This window comes from Geobacillus zalihae NBRC 101842 (assembly GCF_001544135.1).
Taxonomy (GTDB): domain Bacteria; phylum Bacillota; class Bacilli; order Bacillales; family Anoxybacillaceae; genus Geobacillus; species Geobacillus zalihae.
In genome coordinates this window covers 1-15,429 of the sequence record NZ_BCPV01000048.1, presented here as the reverse complement: position 1 = coordinate 15,429, position 15,429 = coordinate 1, and the positions used below count along the sequence as shown (strand labels likewise).

The window sequence follows — 15,429 nt, the reverse complement described above, 5'->3', positions numbered from 1 at the left end:
ACTTACTCCCTTTGGTCGTTGAAGTGGGAGTCTCCTGCGCGAAATAGAGATGAAACGATGGATCCCAATCTTCGCTCAAACCGCCGTTTTCCTCCGTCAATTCGGAAACATAACGGATCTGCTTTATCCAGACAGCCGTCATGATACAATGTGAAAGAGAATGATGTTGCTGGGAAAGGACTGGCTGATCATGACGAAAGAAGAATTGGCACGCTCGCTTTCCGTCTTGCTTCATGAGCTGACGAAATCATGGCAGAAAGAAAAAATTCATTCCGATGTGCTCGAAATCATTATGAAGCTGCGCATTCAAACTGATGACGACGAGCAATACGTTGCCGATCTGCTCGGCAACATCGCGTTTGCGAGCGAATCGGCCCATGCGCTCAAGCAAATTTGGGGCTATATGCTGCGCGAGCAAACCTTTCTATCGCCACAGACGATCGAGGCGATGCTCACGGACGCCCAGCGCAAGATCCAGCGCCGGCTGTCAGAGATGACGGCCCGCTATGAGCGTCCGTTTTTGTCCATCGATGACCCGCTCGAGCGGAAACGCCAGCTTGAGCGCTCCTACGGCGCGCTTCTTTTGTTCAACCGGATCGCCACCGACTTTTTGCTTGAGTTCGTCCGCGAAGAAAACGAAACGGCCGCCAGCACCTTTTTTGCAGCTGACCCGAACGAGGCGATCGAAGTGTTCCACCATCTTTGCAGCGTCTACGCAAGCCGCTGGCTGGAAGGCTTGGAAGTCGATTGATGGCCGAACCGTCGATTCAAGTCCTTGAAGCCAACCAAGGGCGCCCCAAACGCAGCGGGGCGCCTCTTCTCATCACCATCTATACGGCTGCATGGACATTTTCGATTTGACAGTATTGTTCAGTCATGATATTGTATTCATTGGAAAGAATTTTTATAATATTCTTTCCTTTGTAAGCGAATACAAAAAACTCAAATGGAGGAGGAATCGGGGATGATCTACGCACAACCAGGCCAGCCAGGAGCGCTCGTCACATTTAAAAAGCGCTACGAAAACTTCATTGGCGGCAAATGGGTGCCGCCGGTCGACGGCGAGTATTTTGAAAACATCACGCCCATCACCGGACAGCCGTATTGCGAAGTGCCGCGCTCGAAAGCGGCGGACATCGAACTGGCGCTTGACGCCGCCCATGCGGCCAAAGACGCATGGGGACGCACGTCTCCGGCAGAGCGCGCCCGTTTGCTGAACAAAATCGCCGATCGGATGGAAGAACATTTGGAAATGCTGGCCGTCGCCGAAACGTGGGAAAACGGCAAGCCGATCCGCGAGACGCTCGCGGCTGACATTCCGCTTGCCATCGACCATTTCCGCTATTTTGCCAGCTGCATCCGCGCGCAAGAAGGCACGATTTCAGAAATCGATCACGACACAGTCGCCTATCATTTCAAAGAACCGCTCGGCGTCGTTGGACAAATCATCCCATGGAACTTCCCGATTTTAATGGCGGCCTGGAAACTCGCGCCAGCGCTCGCGGCCGGCAACTGCGTCGTGTTGAAACCGGCGGAGCAAACGCCGACGTCGATCCTCGTTCTCATCGAACTCATCGAAGATTTACTCCCACCTGGCGTCGTCAACATCGTCAACGGCTTTGGCTTAGAAGCCGGCAAGCCGCTCGCCTCGAACCCGCGCGTGGCGAAAGTGGCGTTCACCGGCGAAACGACGACCGGACGGCTCATCATGCAATACGCCTCGCAAAACATCGTGCCGGTCACATTGGAACTTGGCGGCAAGTCCCCGAACATTTTCTTCGCTGATGTGATGGACAAAGACGATGACTTTCTTGATAAAGCGCTTGAAGGCTTTACGATGTTCGCCTTAAACCAAGGCGAAGTGTGCACATGCCCGTCGCGCGCCCTCATCCATGAGTCGATTTACGACGCCTTTATGGAACGGGCGCTTGAGCGCGTCAAGCAAATCAAGCAAGGCAATCCGCTCGATACGGAAACGATGATCGGCGCCCAAGCCTCCTCCGAACAGCTCGAGAAAATTTTGTCATACATCGACATCGGCAAACAAGAAGGCGCCGAACTTTTGATCGGCGGCGAGCGGAACATGCTCGAAGGAGAACTGTCCGGCGGCTATTACGTCAAGCCGACCGTTTTCAAAGGGCATAACAAAATGCGCATTTTCCAAGAAGAAATTTTCGGCCCAGTGCTCGCGGTCACGACGTTTAAAGATCATGACGAAGCGCTTTCGATCGCCAATGAGACGCTGTACGGCCTTGGCGCCGGCGTCTGGACGCGCGACATCAACACCGCGTACCGCTTCGGCCGCGGCATCCAGGCTGGCCGCGTCTGGACGAACTGCTATCACATTTATCCGGCCCATGCGGCATTTGGCGGCTACAAGATGTCCGGCATCGGCCGCGAAACGCACAAAATGATGCTCGACCATTACCAACAAACGAAAAACTTGCTCGTCAGCTATTCGCCGAAAAAACTTGGCTTGTTCTGACATTGGTCCACCTGCTCTTCCACAGCAAAAGGCAGCGCCGACGCGCTGCCTTTTGCCCACTGTTGCATCCATTGCCGCCAAAACCACGCAAACGCCTTTTGATGATGGAATGGAAAACAACGCAGCAACCGTTCCATTCGACGAATTCAGCGCAGCTGCGCCAGGCCGGCGCCTGTCTTTGACCGTGATGCGAAAGGAGGTGCATCCGATGCCTAATGAACCGAAAGTCATCGCCACCGAAGCGGCGTTAAAATTGATTGAAAAATTAAAGGCGAAATACGGCCCACTTATGTTCCATCAATCCGGCGGCTGCTGCGACGGCAGCTCGCCGATGTGCTACCCGCTCGGTGAGTTGATCGTCGGCGATTCCGACGTGTTGCTTGGCGAAATCGGCGGCTGCCCGTTTTACATCGCTAAGGCGCAATACGAATATTGGAAGCATACGCAGCTCATCATCGATGTCGTTCCGGGGCGCGGCGGCATGTTTTCCCTCGAAGGCCCGGAAGGCGTTCGCTTTCTCACCCGCTCGCGCGTCTTCGGCCAAAGCGCAGAGGCAGGCGCGCCGTAGCCGCCCGTTGCCGATCGTCACCGTGAAGCTGCCAAGCGCCGAGCATCGCGTTGATGCGAGACCCGCCCGGCGAAATGAGCGGCACAAAAGCAAACCGACGCCTACCTCTGGATGCCTCATCGCTCTTTTGTTCGTTGCCGCCCACAAAAAAGGCGGCCCGCCTTCTCGCCGAAAAGGCGCGGTCCGCCGTTTCCTTTTCTTCACTCGGTCTCTTTTGCCTGCTTCAACGGCTTCATCGCCTCCGCCCGATCGGACAAGACGATCCTCTTCAAGCCGAACACGAAAAGCAAGCCGACCGCGATAAACGCGAGCCCGAACCAAAAGACCGCCTGCAGGGAATCGACAAGCGACTGCTTCAGCACCGGCACGAACATGTCCCGAAGCGGCGCTGGAATTTTCGCCATCGCTTCCGGACTGAGCAAGACAGAATACAAGCCTTGCGGGTCGGTATGGATCATATCGGCAAAGCGGTCGACAAGCCCTTTCGCCTGCGCCGGCAGCGCTTCGAGCTTTGGCATGAGCCGCTCGTCAAGCAAGGCGCTCGACCGGTGGTTCATGATGGCGCCAAGCACCGTCATCCCAAACGTCCCGCCGATCGAGCGGAAAAATTGGCTTGAAGACGTCACGACGCCAAGCTCCGATTTTGGAAAGCTTTCTTGCAGGGCGAGCGTCAAAATCGGCATCACGAGCCCTGTGCCAAGACCGAGAATGATCATATACATCGTCGCCGTCCATTTCGACGTCTCGACATCCATCGTGCCAAGCAGCCCGAATGCGGACGCCATAACGGCCATGCCGATGATCAGCTGCGGCTTCACCCCGATCCGGTATACCAGTCGACCGCCAAGGACGCTGCCGATGATCATCGTGATCATCATCGGCGTCATAATCGTCCCGGATTGGGTGGCGCTCACACCGACAATGCCTTGCATAAAAAACGGCACAAACATAATCGCGCCAAACATGCCGACGCTCATGAAAAAGCCGATGCCATTGAGCAGCGTAAACGTCCGATTGCGGAACAACCGAAGCGGAATGATCGGCTCCTCCGCCCGTTTTTCCGCCCAAACAAACAAAGCGAAAAAGACAACCGCGGCCGCAAACAGCGAAACGATTTGCCACGACCCCCACGGATATCGGTCGCCGCCAAACGTCAACCCCAACAGCAAGCTGACGACGCCCGCCGTCAACGTCGCCATCCCGGCGATGTCAAATTTCACCGGCCCTTCGGCTTTATATTTGCTTAACCCCATCGCAATCAGCACCGTGGCGAGAATGCCGACCGGCAAGTTGATGTAAAACACCCAGCGCCAGTTCAAATGGTCGACGATAAAGCCGCCGATTTGCGGGCCCAGCACTGAAGCGAGACCGTACAAACCGCCGAACACCCCTTGCCATTTCGCCCGCTCCTTGCCGGTGAACACGTCACCGATGACAATCATCGCCATCGGCATCATAATCCCGCCGCCCAGTCCTTGAATGCCGCGGTAAACGATGAGCTCGGTCATATCGTTCGCCATGCCGCAAAGCGCTGAACCAGCCATAAAAATGACCAACCCGCTCACATAGACAATCCGACGGCCCAATAAGTCGGCGAGCTTGCCGGCGATCGGCACGACCGTCGTCGACGTCAACATATACGCTGTCGTCAGCCACGTCATAATCCCCAATCCGTGAAGCTCCCCGACGATGCGCGGCATCGCCGTGCCGACGATCGTCCCGTCTAATGCCGCAAACAGCATGGCAATGATCAACCCGGTAATGAGCAACGGACGATGACGAATGGTGCTCGCTGGCACTGTTAACGCTTTTTCCATGGTTCTCTCTCCCATCCATTGAGTCGTTGATACGCTTCCATTTCTTGGCTCAGTGCGTCCAAAGCCGACGCAAGTCGAGGCGCCTGTTGATGGCGCAAATACAAAAGCAGCGCTTCAACGATATAGGCGCGCGGCGGCTCATTGCGCCCAAGCACTTCCTCCTCCAGCGCCGCTACGGCTTCAAGCACATCGTTCGCCTGCTTCGGATCGAGCCCGTTGGCGGCCTCCCGGACGGCGGCGAACGCTGAAGCCAGCCGCTCCCGCTGGCGCTTGCGCTCGCGCTCTTCGAGTTCTATCCATGGCACGAGCGCCTCCTCGGTCAACAACGGGCGCTCGCCGGCCGCAAAGCTAGCAACAATGGCATCAATGCGGCGCACGAGAAAACGAGCCGCTGCGTCCGCATCAAACGCCTCCTCGCGAAAAAAGAAGTAAAACAAATATTGTCGGATGATGCCGTTGGTCATCATGGCGACATCATACACATACGGACAGACTTCCTCTCCGTACACCTCCGCCAGACGGGTGCAATACCATAAAAAAAGGCGCCCATGCTGGCGGAACATATACCGTTCCACTTCCGGATTGACTTTCGGCAATTGCTCCGACATCATCATACGCAAAAAGTCTTTGTACTCGCGAATGTGAGAAAAATGGGCAGCCAGCTGGCGGACAAACCGCTCTTTTTCCGTCCCTTCCCCGCCGTCCGCCATGAAATCAGCGACCATTTTTTCGCTGTAGTAGCGGAGCACCGCCAGCAACAAATCTTCCTTCGAGGCGAAATGGTGATAAAACGCTCCTTTGGAAATCCCCCATGCCTCGACCAAATCTTGAATCGACGTCTCATGATACCCTTTTTCGGCAAACAATTTCATTGCCGCCTCAATAAATTGGACGCGCCGTTCATCCATGGCAGCCACTCATTCCTTTCCCATTCGTCCTCATCCACTGCCGATACGACGGCAGCAGCGCGCGCGGTTTCACTAAATCGGCGCGCACACCTTGTTGTTGCAGCCATTCCACCAACCGTCGAGCATGGATCATTGTCCTCGCCTCCATATCACTCATGACCGGATGGTCAAACTAATTATAAACTAATGTTATACAGATTTGCAACTCAAAAACGATATTTTTTTGACCAATAGGTCGATTTTTGAACGAGTTTTTTGAACAGTCGGTCAGAGCCCCTGCCTTCAAACAAAAAACAAACGGCCCCACCGCCTGATTGAAGACGGTGGACGGCCGTTCTTGCTATTCGATCGCCCTCGCCGCAAGCGCCAACGCGCCCGCCACGCCGGCGTTGTCGCCAAGCCCTGGGAGGACGATGTACTCATCGATCTTCTCGAGAATCGCTTCGTGCTGAATATAGCCGCCAAGCAATTCCTGCACATGACGGCGCACAAGCGGCAGCACGTGCGTCTGCTTCATGACGCCTCCGCCCGTGATCACCTTTTTCGGCGATAAAATGAGGATGTAGTTGGTGATCGCCTGGGCAAGATAAAAGGCTTCCAACTCCCATACTTCATGGCGGTCCGCCAATTCCGCCCCCTTTTTCCCCCAACGCCGCTCAATCGCCGGGCCGGACGCCATCCCTTCCAAGCAGTCGCCATGGTACGGGCAGACGCCGGCAAACGTGTCATCTGGATGGCGGCGGACCAACATGTGGCCCATCTCCGGGTGAAGCAGCCCATGCAACAGGCGGCCCTCGACGATTGCCCCAACGCCGATACCCGTTCCGACCGTCATGTACAGGCAGCTGTCAAGCCCTCGCGCCGCCCCCCAGCGCTGCTCGCCGAGCGCCGCCGCGTTGACATCCGTGTCAAAGCCGATCGGCACGGGAAAATGTTGCTTTATCGCGCCGACAAAATCGAAGTTTCGCCACGCCTGTTTCGGCGTGCTCGTAATGTACCCATACGTCGGGCTGTCCGGGCGCAAATCAACCGGGCCGAATGACCCGATCCCGATCGCCTCCACGTTGTGGGGGCGGAAAAAATCGATAACGTGCGCCATCGTCTCTTCCGGCGCCGTCGTCGGAAACACCGCCCGCTCATGAATGTTCCCTTGTTCATCGCCGATGGCGCAGACAAATTTTGTGCCTCCGGCTTCAATGGCTCCTAGGATCATATGTACGCCTCTCTTTCTTCATCTGCTCTTTTCTTGTATCTATCTTACTAGAAAAAGGGAGAGGGCATCAATGACAAAAAGCCGCTGATCAGCGGCTTTTTGAAACATAGCGCAATCGATTCTATTGTCTACCGGGTTTGTTGATCTACACTGCTGATTGGCTCACCCCTTCACCGAACCAGCCAACAACCCACGGACAAAATATTTGCCAAGGAAGATGTACACAAGCAACGTCGGCAGTGCGGCGAGCAAGGCTCCTGCCATTTGCACGTTCCATTGGACGATTTGGCTGCCGGATAGATTTTGCAAGGCGACCATGATCGGCTGTTTGTCGGATGTCGTGATCGTCACCGCGAACAAAAACTCGTTCCAAATGTTTGTAAACTGCCAAATCGCCACGACGACGAACCCGGTAATCGACAGCGGAAGCATAATATACCGGAAAATGCGGACAAATCCCGCGCCGTCGATTTTCGCCGACTCGATCATCTCATCCGGTATCGCGGCGTAAAAATTGCGGAACATGAGCGTCGTAATCGGAATGCCGTAGACGACATGGACGAACACGAGCCCCGGAATCGTGTTGTACAGCCCGATTTCGCGCAAAAACTGGATGAGCGGAATGAGAATGCTTTGATACGGGATGAACATGCCGAACAAAATGAGCGTAAAGAGCGTATCCGCTCCTTTAAACTTCCATTTCGACAGCACGTAGCCGTTGAGCGCCCCAAGCAGCGCGGAGAGCAGCGTCGCCGGCACGACGAGCAAAATCGAATTCCAAAAGTTCGGGGCGAGCTTGTCAAAGGCTGTGGCGTAGCTGCTCCAATCGATCGTTGACGGCAGTTTCCACATGTCGGCCAGTGTCACTTCATCAAGCGGCTTCAAGCTCGTGGCGACCATGACATACACCGGCATGAGGAAAAACACGCTCATGGCGATGGCCAATGCGTACAAAAACGGCCGCGCCCACACGGATCTCGCCATCACGATCCCCCCTTCCGGCTTGAGATAAGATACGGAACGATAAAGATGGCGACCGACAGCAGCATCACGATCGCAATCGCCGCGCCGTTGGCGTAATAGTTGCCGCGGAACGTCGTTTCAAACATGTATACGCCCGGCACATCGGTGACAAAGTTCGCCCCCGGCCCGGTCATGGCGTAAATCAAATCGAAAATTTTCAGCGAAATATGGGCCATAATGATGATGACGCTGACGGTGATCGGCCGCAGCAGCGGCAAAATGATTTTCCAATACAATTGAAACTCGGTCGCTCCGTCCATCCGCGCCGCTTCCCGCACTTCATCCGGAATGGCGCGCAGGCCGGCGAGATACATCGCCACCGCAAATCCGGTCATTTGCCAGACGGCCGCCACGACAACAGCAACGATGGCGACAGGAACGCCAAATTCGATTTTCCCCCAATGGAATCCGCCAAGGATGTTCGTATCCGTATACCATTTTCCATCAAGGCCAAGCGGTTTCAAAAATAGATTCACACCCGTTGACGGGTTGAACAGCCATTGCCACACGACTCCGGTGACGACAAAGGACAAAGCCATCGGGAAAAAGAAAATATTGCGGAACAGCGACTCGCCGCGCAGCTTTTGGTCAAGCAAAATGGCAAGCAGCTGGCCGAGCACGATGACGGCGGCGATAAACAACACCGTAAACACGAGCGTATTGCGCAAGTCGGCCTGGAAGCGGAAATCATGAAACAAATACAGATAGTTTTTCAACCCGGCAAACGACCAATCCGGTACAAGGGAGTTCCAGTTGCTCAACGACACATACCCCGTCCAGCCGATAAACCCGTACACAAATAAGAAAATCAGTACGACCGACGGCGCCAAAAACGCCGCTGCCAGCCAATGATCGGCCGTCCATTTCCGCTTTTTCCGCACCGCCGGGACGGCCGTTGCCTTCTCCGTCGTTGTGACGTTGACCGTTTCCACTACGATTCCTCCTCATGATGGCGAAAAGGGGAAGAGAATGGCTCCCGTCCCCTTTTCTCCATTATTTCTTCAGTTCTGCTGCAGCCGAAGCCAACGTGTCGATGAACGTCTTCACATCTTTTTGCGTCACGAAAATGTTGACGGCCTGATTCACCTTCGTGACAAACCCTTCCGGCGCTGCGGAGCCGTGGGCTAAGCTCGGCGCCAATTCGGCTGTTTTGAAGTCTTGCATCGTTTGTTTGCCGTATTCATCGTACTTGGACGGATCCGCGTCGATGCGGGCCGGGATGGAGCCTTTCAGCGGGTTGAACGCATCTTGCCCTTCCACCGAGCCAAGCACCGCTAAAAATTTCTTTACATCATCCGGGTTTTTCACGCCTTTCGGCAGGCCGAACGTATCGGTAATGACCATAAACTTGCCTTCCGTATTCGGCACTGGCACATAGCCGAAGTCTTGGTTCACCTTCAATTTCAAATCGTTGACAAAATAGCCTTTCACCCAGTCTCCCATCACGTACATGGCCGCTTTTCCTTCGGCAACGAGCTGGGCGGCGTCTTGCCAGTTGCGCGAGCTATGGTCTTCGTTAATATAGCCAAGCATTTTCTTAAACGTCTCAACGGCTTGTTTCACTTGTGGGTCGTTAAACGACAATTCGCCCGTCCAAAGCTTCTTGTAGTTTTCCGTTCCGAGCGTGCCAAGCAGCACGTTTTCAAACAGGTGCGTCGCCGCCCACGGCTCTTTGTCGCCCAAGGCGAGCGGCGTAATGCCTTTTGCTTTCAGCTTATCCGCCGCTTGGAAAAACTCGTCGAACGTTTTCGGCGGCTGGAGTCCGTTGTCGGCAAAGATTTTTTTGTTGTACCAGAGCACGTTGCCGCGGTGAATGTTGACGGGCACGGAGTAAATGTTGCCGTCTTTGCTTACCATATCGATAAGCGCTTTCGGGAATTTGTCCATCCAGCCTTCTTTTTCATACAAATCGTTGAGCGGCTCCATTTTGCCAGCCGCAACCCAGCCTTCATTCAGCTCCGCTCCGCCGTGCACTTGGAACGTTGATGGCGGGTCGTTCCCTTGCATGCGGCTCGCCAACACCGCCTTGGCGTTCGTTCCGGCCCCGCCGGCGACTGCGGCGTTTTCGACTTTAATATCCGGATATTTTTCTTGGAACAGTTTGATGAGCGCTTTTAAGCCGTCTTCCTCGCCGGCTCCCGTCCACCAGCTGAAAATCTCGAGTTTCTCTCCCGCTTTTTGGCTGCCTTGTTTGGCGTGATCGGATGAAGAGTTCGAGCTGCTGCAGCCTGAGAGCGCCATCCCAATTCCAAGCGCCAACGCCAGCCATGCGGATGCTTTCTTTCTCATGGTTCTCCCCCTTTGTCTTTTGTTTTTGAAACCCCTTTCAACATCGAGTGTACCATGCGCTGTCCAGCAAACGGCGGCTTGATTTCTTCACTTTTTTGCGTTTTTCTTCACTTTTTTGTTTTCCGTTCTCCTGTCAGGCAAGCGGTGCAGCGGACAGCCATTTCGCTTTTATGGCGCGAAAAAAGCCCGTCTCCCCATCCAGGGGGCGGGCTTCGTTTCAGACGCCGGAAGAGGGCGGGGCAGCCTGCTTTGTCTGCGGGACTTACCTTTTGACTTGCCATGCACCTTCCTTGTTGGAGACAGCACTCCCCTTGTCAGCGCGCCTGCACTTTTTTCCGGTATTCGCTCGGCGACAGGCCGGTCTGCTTTTTAAAGACGCGGCTAAAATAGTTGGGATCGTTGTAGCCGACTGAAAAACAAATTTCTTTTAAGCTTTGGTCCGTCCCAGCCAGCGCTTCTTTCGCCCGTTCGATGCGCACGTTCGTCACGTAGTCGATAAAGGTGATGCCAAAGTGCTCTTTGAACAGTTTGCTGAAGTAGTACGGGCTCATCCCGGCTTGTTCCGCCACTTCTTCAAGCGTCAGCGGCTTGGCGTAGTGGCGGTCAATGTAGTCTTTCGCTTTGCCGAGTTTGCCGTAGGCTTGCTGCTGGCGCCAAACCTCGAGATCAGCGGCGATGCGGTCCAGTTCATCAAGCGCCGCCCGCTTCAATTCTGCCGCCGACCGGCAGGAAGCAAAGGAAGCGAGCCGCTCATAACGAATGCCCAGCTCCGATAGAAGACGCCCGAGCCACACAAAGGTCTCTTCCGCTTTGCGACCGGCGGCCGGCAGTGAATGAGAAGAGGCCAGTTCCTCTATATACGTCAGACAAATTATCCGGGCTTGCTCGATGTCGCCAAGGCGCAGCGCTTCAAACAGCTGTTTATCCCGTTCCGCTTCCCCGCCGGCGCGCGTCGCTTCCGCCGGCAGAAACCCCACTTGTGCTTTTTGCCGGTCGGCGTAATAATGAGCGGCCGACAGCGCCTCATAGTACGAGGAACGAAGTTGGTCAAGGCGGGAAAACGGGGAGCCGAGCCCGATATACAGCGCGGCGCCGTACCGGGCGGAAAACTGCCGCGCCAAATCGAGCGCCAATGCCTGGACGGTGGGCTTCCAGGCCGGCTCGCCATCGTTTGGGCTGCGGAAAAACAAGACCGGCAGGCGCCGGTTCGCCATCCGCCCTATCCAATAGCGCGTTGGCGCCTTCCCGCTAAGCTGCTTGTCCAGCCATGATTTCCATTCGTCAGCCACCCCTGCATCCGGGAACTGAATGACCATAAACATTCCCGAGGCGATCGAAAACGGCAGCAGTTCCTTCCACCGCTCCCACTCATCAGCCGATACGTCTTCTGTCATGAGGACAGACAGCCATTCGCTTTCCACAAGCGTCTGCAACCGGCGAATCTGCTCCTCGAGCTGGCGGCTGCTCTCCTCGTGTCGCCGCTTGGCCGCCACTTCTTGTCTGACCCGTTCCAAAGCCGAAATGACCTCCTCCTTCCGGCTCGGTTTCAATAAATATTCCTTGACGCCAAACCGCATCGCTTGTTTCGCATAGTCGAACAAATCAAACGCCGACACAATAATGAACTCAAGATCCAATCCGTCTTGGCGAATCGCTTCGATGGCTTGCAGCCCGTCAAGGCCGGGCATTTTGATGTCTATAAGCATCACATCCGGGCGATATTGCTTGGCAATGTCAATGGCCTCGCGCCCGTTGGCGCCCTCGGCGACCACCTCGATGTCCGGAAGGTGGTCGTGAATCATTTTGCAAAGCGCTCTTCGCTCCAACGCCTCATCATCGACGATCGCCACTTTCACCGTTCATCCCCCCTTGCCATCTTGGCAGCCATAACCGCACCGTCGTTCCGTTTCCTAGCGCAGACTCGATTTCAGCCACATCCATCACTCCGTAAAACAGCTGCAGCCGGCGAATGACATTGCGCAAGCCGATGCCGGTCGAATGGCCGCGCCCTTGCTCACGGCGCGCCGGCGGTTCTTCGCCGCGGATCAACGCCTCAAGCTCCGCTTTCATCTGCTCATCCATGCCAACGCCATTGTCGCGCACTTCCACAACGACCCGCCCATTGTCGGCGAAAACGGAAACGGACAGCTCGGCTCCCTGCTCGTACGTCTCAATGCCATGGATGAACGCATTTTCAATCAGCGGCTGCAACGTGAGCGGCGGAATCGGTTGATCGAGGCAAGATGGTTCCGCCTCTAACGAAAACTTGATCCGATCAAAAAACCGCGTCTGCTGGATGAAGAAATATTCACGGGCGATGCGCACCTCATCGGCAAGCGTCACCGTCCGCTGCAAATCGCCCAAGTTGTAGCGCAAAATGGCCGCCACCGCTTCAATCAGCCGCGACGTTTGCTGGGCGTCCTCCAAGTACGCCATCTTCGCAACCGTGTTCAGCGTATTGAATAAAAAATGCGGATTGATTTGGCTTTGCAAGCTTTTGAGTTCCAGCTCCTTCACCAGCCGGTCGAGCTCAGCCTTTTGTTTCATCTCCGCAATCAGCTGCTTTAAATTGCGGCGCATATCATTAAACGTGATCGTCAACAATCGCAGTTCGTCATTCGTCGTCGGCTCCACATCCGGCCCGTCCAGCCGCCCGTCAGCGATGGATCGGGCAGCGCGCGAGAGAAGAATGATCGGCTTCGTTACGTGGCCGGAAAAGAACACCGCCAGCAAGGCGCCAAGCAACAACGTCGTGACAAACAATCCCATTCCCATATAGCGGAAATAGCGGTTGCGCCGCTCCACTTCATCGTACCGCCGTTGGTAGGCCGTCAGCTCATCGTCAATCAAGTTTAACGTTTCCTCTTGCAAAAAGGACGCAATGTTCATCGTTTCATGCAAGTGGGACGAGTACAAGCCAATATTTCCAGCTTGAAAATGATAGACCGTCAGCGCCGCCTCCTCCAGCAAACTTTCAATCATATGTTCATAGTTTTCCGCCGCCAACCGATCGGACAGCACTGGCAAGATGGCGCCGAGCTGCCGGCGGCGTTGCTGCAGCCAGCGGAACTCCCGCTCATAAGCGCGTGCATACCGTCCTTCTTTTTCCGAGACGTACGCATTGAGTTGTTCGGTCATCCGATTCGTCCGCTGCGACACCTCATTCAGCAACAGCAATCGGCGCATCCGTTGATCATAATCGCTCATCATCTCTTCGCTCGTCTGATACAAAAGAAACACCGCTCCGTTGAGCAAAAGCAAAAACACGGTAAAGCAAAGCAGCATCTTCGTCCGAATGTTCATCTCGATTCCACCCCGCTGTCACCGGCGCTTTGTTGCCTGCATCGCCCTGCCGCTTCAAGCCGAACGTGTTCGAACGTCAAGGACGGCCATCTCTCATGCTTTAGCGGTGTTCGCCAACCTTTCTCCGCTTTCAGCCCCCTCCCTACGGAGGCTTGGAAGGCGCCTTCATGGCGTGTTGACCTCATAATGGCGCGCCGGGCGCAGCGGCAAATCCTCTTTTCGGATCACTTTCGTCTCCGTATTCGTCACCGCCGGCACGTCTCTGCCGGCGACGATCTCGGCCATCATGTTGACCGCCTTGTATCCCATTTCATACGGCTCCTGCACCACGGTCGCCGCAATCGTTCCTTTCTGCAAATAGCGGATCGTCTCCGGAAGCGTATCAAAACCGATAATATACGTCTTTTGCTCGCGGTGAAACTGTTCCACCACTTGGGCAATACCGATCGCATCAAGCGCGCTTGTGCCGTAAAACGCATTCACATCCGGGTGCTTTTTCAAAATCGTATACGCCTTTTCCGCGGCTTGCACACGCGTAATGTGCGACTCTTCGATGGCGACGATGCGGATGCCTTTTTCCTGTCTCACCGCATCCTCAAATCCGCGCACTCGCAGCTGTTGGTGCGCCGCCGTCAAACTGCCGGTAATAATCGCGACCGTCGCCTTGCCCTTCGTATCCTCAGCCAACGCCCGTCCCGCGAGAAAACCGGCATAATAATTATCCGTTCCCACATAGGCGACACGTCGGCTCGTCGGGGCATCCGTATCGATCGTCACTACAGGAATATTCTTGTCCGTAATTTCGTTAATCACGGGGACAAATTCCGCTTCCGTCAACCCTTGTGTGATGATCCCATCGACTTTCGCCGCCGCAGCTTTTTTCAAAATGCGCAAATGCTCATCCATATTCGCCTGCCGCGGGCCGATATACTCAAGATCAACCCCCAGTTCTTTCGCCGCCGCTTTCGCTCCTTTTTCCACGAGCCGCCAGTAATCATTATCGAGTTCCTCTGGCACAAGCACGAAATGATAGGCCTCTTTTGTTTTTTCCGGAACCCGTTCCTTCTCTGATTTCGGATACGCATACACGTTCCAAGCGCAATAGGCGGTGAAGGAAGCGCTTGCAAAGAGCAGGGCGATGCCGCCCCCGTAAAACAGCCGTTTCCACCAATCGCGCATCTTGATCCCTCCTACCGCCATTGTACATGAATGCCGGGGCGCTAGCCTAGACAAAAGAAAATGGATGCCGTGTCTCTCCCTTCTTCCCGCCTGCCGCGGCCTCACATCGCCCTCCTCTTCTTTTCGACGTATATAAATGATGCCCTTTTATGCAAAAAATTCATTTACCTACCTTTTTTGGCTCTTCACCACAACATGTACTTGACAAGCAATACAGTTTCCTGCACAAAGATGTGCCAAAATCGCGGATTTGTTGATTTTCCCTCACAAGCATAAATAAGGTATGTTCAGAAAAAATCAAGTACAACTTTTGGTGAAGAGCCCCTTTTTTACATGGACAATATATGTACCTTAAGAAAAAATTCAAAAAATTTTTGATCATATTTTCCTTTCGATCCTGCTTCTTTTTGTCGAATAATGATATAATAGAAACGGAAAAAAAGGAGGTGAAGATGATGGAGCAGTTGTTAGAACGTATTTTTGATGAGCTGGCTTTTTTGCGGGCGAATATGGCAACGAAAGACGATGTGGCTGCGTTGAAAGATGATATTCGAGCATTAGAAAGTCGCGCCAGTCATATTGAGCAGACAATGGCGACAAAAGACGATATTGCCGCTATGGACAAACGCATTAGCCAGATCGAA

General features: G+C 54.6%; 13 protein-coding genes and 1 pseudogene. 4 read left to right on the top strand and 10 right to left on the bottom strand.

What is annotated here, in order from left to right; translation table 11 throughout:
- The first annotated feature begins 163 nt into the window (after positions 1 to 163).
- The 3 genes from GZ1_RS12825 to GZ1_RS12815 all read left to right on the top strand — a co-directional run bounded on the left by GZ1_RS12825 (position 164) and on the right by GZ1_RS12815 (position 3,053).
- A complete protein-coding gene (locus GZ1_RS12825; protein ID WP_033006607.1) occupies positions 164 to 751 on the top strand; it encodes a hypothetical protein in 588 nt (195 codons plus the stop codon).
- A 213-nt stretch (positions 752 to 964) separates the two neighbouring features.
- On the top strand, positions 965 to 2,485 hold the full coding sequence (gene adh / locus GZ1_RS12820) for an aldehyde dehydrogenase (RefSeq protein ID WP_060788611.1): 1,521 nt from the start codon (positions 965 to 967) through the stop codon (positions 2,483 to 2,485).
- Positions 2,486 to 2,693: 208 nt separating this feature from the next.
- Positions 2,694 to 3,053, top strand: a complete 360-nt coding sequence (locus GZ1_RS12815; RefSeq protein WP_060788610.1) for a DUF779 domain-containing protein — start codon at positions 2,694 to 2,696, stop codon at positions 3,051 to 3,053.
- Between the two features lie 200 nt (positions 3,054 to 3,253).
- Here the strand turns inward: GZ1_RS12815 and GZ1_RS12810 are convergent, their stop codons facing one another.
- The 10 genes from GZ1_RS12810 to GZ1_RS12770 all read right to left on the bottom strand — a co-directional run bounded on the left by GZ1_RS12810 (position 3,254) and on the right by GZ1_RS12770 (position 14,785).
- Positions 3,254 to 4,870, bottom strand: coding sequence for an MDR family MFS transporter (locus GZ1_RS12810; RefSeq protein WP_060788609.1), 1,617 nt, complete (start codon positions 4,868 to 4,870; stop codon positions 3,254 to 3,256).
- Positions 4,855 to 5,778: a TetR/AcrR family transcriptional regulator gene (locus GZ1_RS12805; protein WP_060788608.1), complete on the bottom strand. Its 924-nt coding sequence runs from the start codon at positions 5,776 to 5,778 to the stop codon at positions 4,855 to 4,857. Before GZ1_RS12805 ends, GZ1_RS12810 begins: the two co-directional genes overlap by 16 nt.
- Complete coding sequence (locus GZ1_RS19310; RefSeq protein ID WP_011232673.1) at positions 5,771 to 5,911, bottom strand: hypothetical protein; 141 nt, start codon at positions 5,909 to 5,911, stop codon at positions 5,771 to 5,773. Before GZ1_RS19310 ends, GZ1_RS12805 begins: the two co-directional genes overlap by 8 nt.
- A 207-nt stretch (positions 5,912 to 6,118) precedes the next feature.
- On the bottom strand, positions 6,119 to 6,991 hold the full coding sequence (locus GZ1_RS12800; protein ID WP_060788607.1) for an ROK family protein: 873 nt from the start codon (positions 6,989 to 6,991) through the stop codon (positions 6,119 to 6,121).
- A gap of 162 nt (positions 6,992 to 7,153) precedes the next feature.
- Positions 7,154 to 7,975 (bottom strand): carbohydrate ABC transporter permease, encoded by an 822-nt coding sequence (locus tag GZ1_RS12795; protein WP_015375924.1) that lies wholly within the window; start codon positions 7,973 to 7,975, stop codon positions 7,154 to 7,156.
- Positions 7,975 to 8,946: a carbohydrate ABC transporter permease gene (locus GZ1_RS12790; protein ID WP_015375925.1), complete on the bottom strand. Its 972-nt coding sequence runs from the start codon at positions 8,944 to 8,946 to the stop codon at positions 7,975 to 7,977. The genes GZ1_RS12795 and GZ1_RS12790 overlap by 1 nt, the downstream gene beginning before the upstream one ends.
- 61 nt (positions 8,947 to 9,007) lie before the next feature.
- A complete protein-coding gene (locus GZ1_RS12785; RefSeq protein WP_020755473.1) occupies positions 9,008 to 10,303 on the bottom strand; it encodes an ABC transporter substrate-binding protein in 1,296 nt (431 codons plus the stop codon).
- Positions 10,304 to 10,617: 314 nt separating this feature from the next.
- The gene (locus GZ1_RS12780; protein ID WP_020755474.1) at positions 10,618 to 12,159 is read right to left on the bottom strand and encodes a response regulator transcription factor; all 1,542 of its coding nucleotides are present in this window, start codon (positions 12,157 to 12,159) and stop codon (positions 10,618 to 10,620) included.
- Positions 12,137 to 13,606: a sensor histidine kinase gene (locus tag GZ1_RS12775; protein ID WP_060788606.1), complete on the bottom strand. Its 1,470-nt coding sequence runs from the start codon at positions 13,604 to 13,606 to the stop codon at positions 12,137 to 12,139. Before GZ1_RS12775 ends, GZ1_RS12780 begins: the two co-directional genes overlap by 23 nt.
- A 165-nt stretch (positions 13,607 to 13,771) precedes the next feature.
- Positions 13,772 to 14,785 carry a sugar-binding protein gene (locus tag GZ1_RS12770; protein ID WP_015375929.1) on the bottom strand — a complete coding sequence of 338 codons (1,014 nt, stop codon included), beginning with the start codon at positions 14,783 to 14,785 and terminating at the stop codon, positions 13,772 to 13,774.
- A 455-nt stretch (positions 14,786 to 15,240) separates the two neighbouring features.
- Here GZ1_RS12770 and GZ1_RS12765 point away from each other — a divergent pair.
- Positions 15,241 to 15,429, top strand: a pseudogene (locus tag GZ1_RS12765) (hypothetical protein); the annotation flags it as partial.

Bases quoted from the DNA above. Each gene is read 5' to 3' on its own strand.
- GZ1_RS12785 (WP_020755473.1), bottom strand. From the start codon at position 10,303: ATGAGAAAGAAAGCATCCGCATGGCTGGCGTTGGCGCTTGGAATTGGG.
- GZ1_RS12795 (WP_015375924.1), bottom strand. From the start codon at position 7,975: ATGGCGAGATCCGTGTGGGCGCGGCCGTTTTTGTACGCATTGGCCATC.
- adh (WP_060788611.1), top strand. From the start codon at position 965: ATGATCTACGCACAACCAGGCCAGCCAGGAGCGCTCGTCACATTTAAA.
- GZ1_RS12770 (WP_015375929.1), bottom strand. From the start codon at position 14,785: ATGCGCGATTGGTGGAAACGGCTGTTTTACGGGGGCGGCATCGCCCTG.
- GZ1_RS12825 (WP_033006607.1), top strand. From the start codon at position 164: ATGTTGCTGGGAAAGGACTGGCTGATCATGACGAAAGAAGAATTGGCA.
- GZ1_RS12805 (WP_060788608.1), bottom strand. From the start codon at position 5,778: ATGGATGAACGGCGCGTCCAATTTATTGAGGCGGCAATGAAATTGTTT.
- GZ1_RS12775 (WP_060788606.1), bottom strand. From the start codon at position 13,606: ATGAACATTCGGACGAAGATGCTGCTTTGCTTTACCGTGTTTTTGCTT.
- GZ1_RS12800 (WP_060788607.1), bottom strand. From the start codon at position 6,991: ATGATCCTAGGAGCCATTGAAGCCGGAGGCACAAAATTTGTCTGCGCC.
- GZ1_RS12815 (WP_060788610.1), top strand. From the start codon at position 2,694: ATGCCTAATGAACCGAAAGTCATCGCCACCGAAGCGGCGTTAAAATTG.
- GZ1_RS19310 (WP_011232673.1), bottom strand. From the start codon at position 5,911: ATGATCCATGCTCGACGGTTGGTGGAATGGCTGCAACAACAAGGTGTG.
- GZ1_RS12810 (WP_060788609.1), bottom strand. From the start codon at position 4,870: ATGGAAAAAGCGTTAACAGTGCCAGCGAGCACCATTCGTCATCGTCCG.